The sequence below is a fragment of the Streptomyces ossamyceticus genome (assembly GCF_001418475.1).
GTDB lineage: Bacteria > Actinomycetota > Actinomycetes > Streptomycetales > Streptomycetaceae > Streptomyces > Streptomyces ossamyceticus.
Map to the genome: position 1 here is coordinate 1 of NZ_LIQX01000442.1, position 4,049 is coordinate 4,049.

The window sequence follows — 4,049 nt, forward strand, 5'->3', positions numbered from 1 at the left end:
GGGCCGGAGGGGGGGCCGGTCGGGCGGCCGGAGGAGGGTTGTTCGGCGCTCACGGGTCTTCTCCCGCCGTAGGGATTCCGCGGCTTTTCTCACTTTTGATGCCGCTTTGTTGCACGACAGGCCCATTGTGTGCTCTGGTCCGGCTCCGCTCGCAAGCCGAGCGGTCACCGTCCGTCCGGCGCGCGGAGTGACCTCGCCGTGCTTAGCGTGGCAAGGGTGAGTCCTCAGACCCTGCGTTCTCCGCGAACGGTGCCCGAGCGGGCGACCGCCCGGCNNACGGCGGTCGGCGGCACCGTCGAGCTGTCCGGCGGCGCCGGGGCCATCGCCGAGACGCAGGCCGGACTGACCGTGATCCCGCTGTCGGTGGCTCTCGCGGGGGCACTGGTGATCGCCTCCGGATTCCTGTGGCCGCTGCGGCATCGCGCGGTCGCGGGGGCGAGCGAACTCGCCGGCTGGGCCGCACGGATCGCCGTGCTGTGGCTCGCGGCGCTCATCGGTGTCTCGCTCGGCGCGCGGCAGACGTTCGACATCCCCCTCGGCGATGTGGGGGACTTCCTCGGCACGTCGGCCGACGTGGGCTTCGAGACGGACATCACGTCCACCGTCTTCTTCGGCCTGCTGTGGCTCGCCGGGATCCTCGTCCTGGCGCTGCTGGTCTCCCGTGCGGCCCCGCTCCCACCGCGGCTGCTGCGGTTCCAGGAGTCGGTGCGCCCGGCGGCGTACGCCATGGTGGTGCTGCTGCTGGCGTACGTGGCACTCGGCGTCGTCATCGGGATCGTGGTCGCCGCGACACGGGGGCATGCCGCCGAGACGGCCGCGGTCATCCTCCTGGGTCTGCCGAACATCGTGTGGCTGACGTCCACGATCGGGCTGGGCGCCACCTGGGACGGGCAGGTCGAGGGGCCGTTCGGGCTGCCGATGCCGCAGGTGCTGGACCAGGTGCTGCGCGGTCCCGACGTCTCCGAGCTGAACCTCGGCTCCCTCGCCGACTACGACGAACGGGTGTGGTGGCTGGTGGTGGTCGACGCCGTGCTGCTGCTGGTCGCCGCGTTCGTGATGGCGGCCCGCTCCCCCGCGCGGGTCCGGCTGTGGCAGCACGCGGTGCACATGGCGGTCGCCCTCGTCCTCACCGTCCTGATGATCTGTCTCGTCGCCAGGATCTCCGCCCACTACGGGCTGTCGGTCATCGGCATCGGCGATCTAGGCGGCGATCTGGGCGGGGAGGTGTATCTCCGGCCGCGGTTGTGGTCCGCGCTGGGACTCGCCGCCCTGTGGGGGCTGGTGACGGGTTTCGCGGGCGGGCTGCTGGCGAAGGGCGTCCGGCGGCGGGGAGCGGTCGACGAGCTCGCGTGAGGCTGACGGCGAAGGGGCGGGCGCCGTGGGGCGCCCGCCCCTCGTTGTCAGGCGTGGGTGCCGGTCAGACCGTCACCGACCGGGACGGTTCCGGCGCCGGTGCGGCCAGGCGGCCCGTGCGGTGCAGACCGTGCACGGCGGCGGCGCAGGCGAGGCCGAGCACGGACAGCGAGATCCACGGCAGCGCGGGCAGACCCGCCTCGCGGGCCGCGTCCAGGGCGGCACCGGTGAGGAGGTTGCCGACCGTGATGCCGATCCCGCAGACCGTGTTGTACAGCCCGTAGTGCGTGGCGACGAGCCGGTCCCCGGAGAGGCGGACGATGGTGTCCATCTCGAAGGGGTACGCGATCATCGTGCCGACGGCCAGGAGCAGCGCGGCCAGCGCGGGCGGGACGGCTGCCGCGAGCCACCGTCCGACGCCGGGCGCCGGTACCGGCAGGGCCGCGGTCAGCAGCAGGGGCAGGAAGGCGACGCCCATGACCGCGAGGCCCCGGATCAGGGCCTGGCCCGGCTCGTAGCGGGCCTTGCACCAGGCGGTGACCCGGGTCTGGCCGAGGATCGTGCTGAGCCCGGAGACCGCGAAGAGCACCGCCACCGCGGCCGTGCCGAACTCGCCGTCCCCGCCGATCCGCCGTACCTCCAGGGGAAGGGCCAGATAGACCTGGAAGGTGAGGACGTACGAGCCGACCATGGCCAGGGAGAACAACAGGAAGGCCCGGTTGGCAAGAATGCCGCGCCACTGGGTGAGCACGCCTTCCCGCGGGTCGCCGTGCTGTCCCCCGCCGTCCTCCCGGCCGCGGGCGGGCAGGGCGCGGATCTGCACGGCGGAGAGCACGGCGAAGACACCGGCCGCCGTCAGACAGGTGACGCGGAAGTCGACGCCGGTGAGGACCATGCCCACCAGCGGGCCCAGCAGAATGCCTGCCTGGTAGAAGACGTTGAACAGGGCGAACGCCTCGACCCTGCGCTCCCCTGCCTCCGCCGCGAGGTAGGCGCGGACGGCCGGGTTGAAGAGCGCGCCCGCGAGCCCCGTCGCCGCCGACGCGGCCAGCAGCGCGGGCAGCGAGTCGACGAAGCCGAGCGCGGCGAAGCCGACGGTGCGCAGGACGCATCCGGCGACGATCAGGGGCTTGTAGCCGAGGCGGTCGGCGAGGGTGCCGCCGACCACGAACATGCCCTGCTGGCTGAAGTTCCGTACGCCCAGCACGAGTCCGACGACCCAGCCGGCGAGGCCGAGCGTGCCGGACAGATGGGCGGCCAGGTAGGGCATCAGCATGTAGAAGCCGAGGTTGATGGTGAACTGATTGACCATCAACAGCTGGACGGCGCGGTCGTGGGAGCGCACCTGGGCCAGGGTGCCCTTCACTCGGCGGCCCCCTCACGGGTCGCGGAGGGCAGGGTGAGGGGGTCGACGACGTCGGCGCAGCGGGTCCAGCGGTCGACCTCCTTCTCGTCCGCGCGGCCGATGACGTCGGGGTCCAGGGGCGGCGGCCCGGCGAGGAGGCCGTTCCGGGCGCAGTACTCGTCGTCGTAGACGGTGTCGAGGTAGCGCTGCGGTCCGTCGGGGAAGACCGCCGCGATCCGGGTGTCGGCGGTCTCGGTGCGGGCCAGCCAGCCGGCGACCAGCGCCACGGCTCCGACGCTCCAGCCGCCGGTCGCGTAGTGCGAGGCGGCGAGACGGCGACAGGTGTGCACGGCCTCGTGCGGGGCGACCCAGTGGACCTCGTCGAAGGTGGCGTAGGCGACGTTGCGGGGGTAGATGCTGGAGCCGAGTCCGCGCATCAGCCGGGGGCGGGCCGGCTGGCCGAAGATGGTCGAGCCGATGGTGTCGACGCCGACGATCCGGATGTCCGGGTACAGCTGGCGCAGCACCCGGCCGATGCCCGCGGAGTGCCCGCCCGTGCCGACGCTGCACACGAGGACGTCGATGTGCCCCAGTTCGGTGGCGAGTTCGAGGGCGAGCGGGGTGTACGCGGTGGTGTTGTCGGGGTTGTTGTACTGGTCGGGGCACCACGCGCCGGGGTGACGCCGGAGCAGTTCGGTGACCCGGTCGCGGCGGGCCTGCTGCCAGCCGCCGGTGGGGTGCGGGTCGGTGACGATGTCGACCTCGGCGCCGTAGACGCCGAGCAGGCGGGTCATGGACGGTTCGAGTCCCGGGTCGGTGACCAGGGTGACGGGGTGGCCGTGGACCATTCCGGCGAGCGCCAGTCCGAGGCCGAGGGTGCCGCTGGTGGATTCGATGATCCGCGCGCCGGGACGCAACTCGCCTCGGGCGCGGGCCCGTTCGACCATGTAGAGGCCGGGCCGGTCCTTGATGCCGCCGGGGTTGAAGCCCTCCAGCTTCGCCCAGAAGCCGTGCCCCGCCGGGGTCAGCGGTTCGGACACGCGCAGGAGGGGTGTGTTGCCGACGAGCGCGGGCAGCGCCGAACCGCCGGACGCGGTGCGGGAGTCGGCGGGGACGCGGGGCGTGTCGGGTGCGGTGGTGTGCGTGGGGCCGCCGGTGCGGGGTGTGGTGGACGGCGGGGTGGTCGTGCCGGTGGTCGTCTTGGTGATCGACTGCATGTCGTTCGCTCTCGCTGGAGGATGAGACGTATGGGTGGTCGTCTCGCGCCGGGCCACGGTCGGGCCGACGGACGCGACCGATGGGCCGGTCCGCCGTTCGTGGGTTCGGCGCGGCAGCCGGTGCGGGGCCGGCT

Annotated in this window: 2 protein-coding genes and 1 pseudogene; 1 reads left to right on the forward strand and 2 read right to left on the reverse strand. The window is 72.9% G+C overall.

Features of this window, described 5'->3' with window-relative positions:
- Positions 1 to 276: 276 nt before the first annotated feature.
- Positions 277 to 1,353, forward strand: a pseudogene (locus tag AOK15_RS47425) (streptophobe family protein); the annotation flags it as partial.
- 64 nt (positions 1,354 to 1,417) lie between these two features.
- Here AOK15_RS47425 and AOK15_RS28810 read toward each other — a convergent pair.
- Together AOK15_RS28810 and AOK15_RS28815 are read right to left on the reverse strand one after the other, a co-directional pair.
- Positions 1,418 to 2,719, reverse strand: coding sequence for an MFS transporter (locus tag AOK15_RS28810; protein ID WP_055521274.1), 1,302 nt, complete (start codon positions 2,717 to 2,719; stop codon positions 1,418 to 1,420).
- Positions 2,716 to 3,915 (reverse strand): PLP-dependent cysteine synthase family protein, encoded by a 1,200-nt coding sequence (locus AOK15_RS28815; RefSeq protein ID WP_079058766.1) that lies wholly within the window; start codon positions 3,913 to 3,915, stop codon positions 2,716 to 2,718. The genes AOK15_RS28810 and AOK15_RS28815 overlap by 4 nt, the downstream gene beginning before the upstream one ends.
- Positions 3,916 to 4,049 lie beyond the last annotated feature (134 nt).

Coding starts and splice junctions, on each gene's coding strand:
- AOK15_RS28815 (WP_079058766.1), bottom strand. CDS start 3,915: ATGCAGTCGATCACCAAGACGACCACCGGCACGACCACCCCGCCGTCC.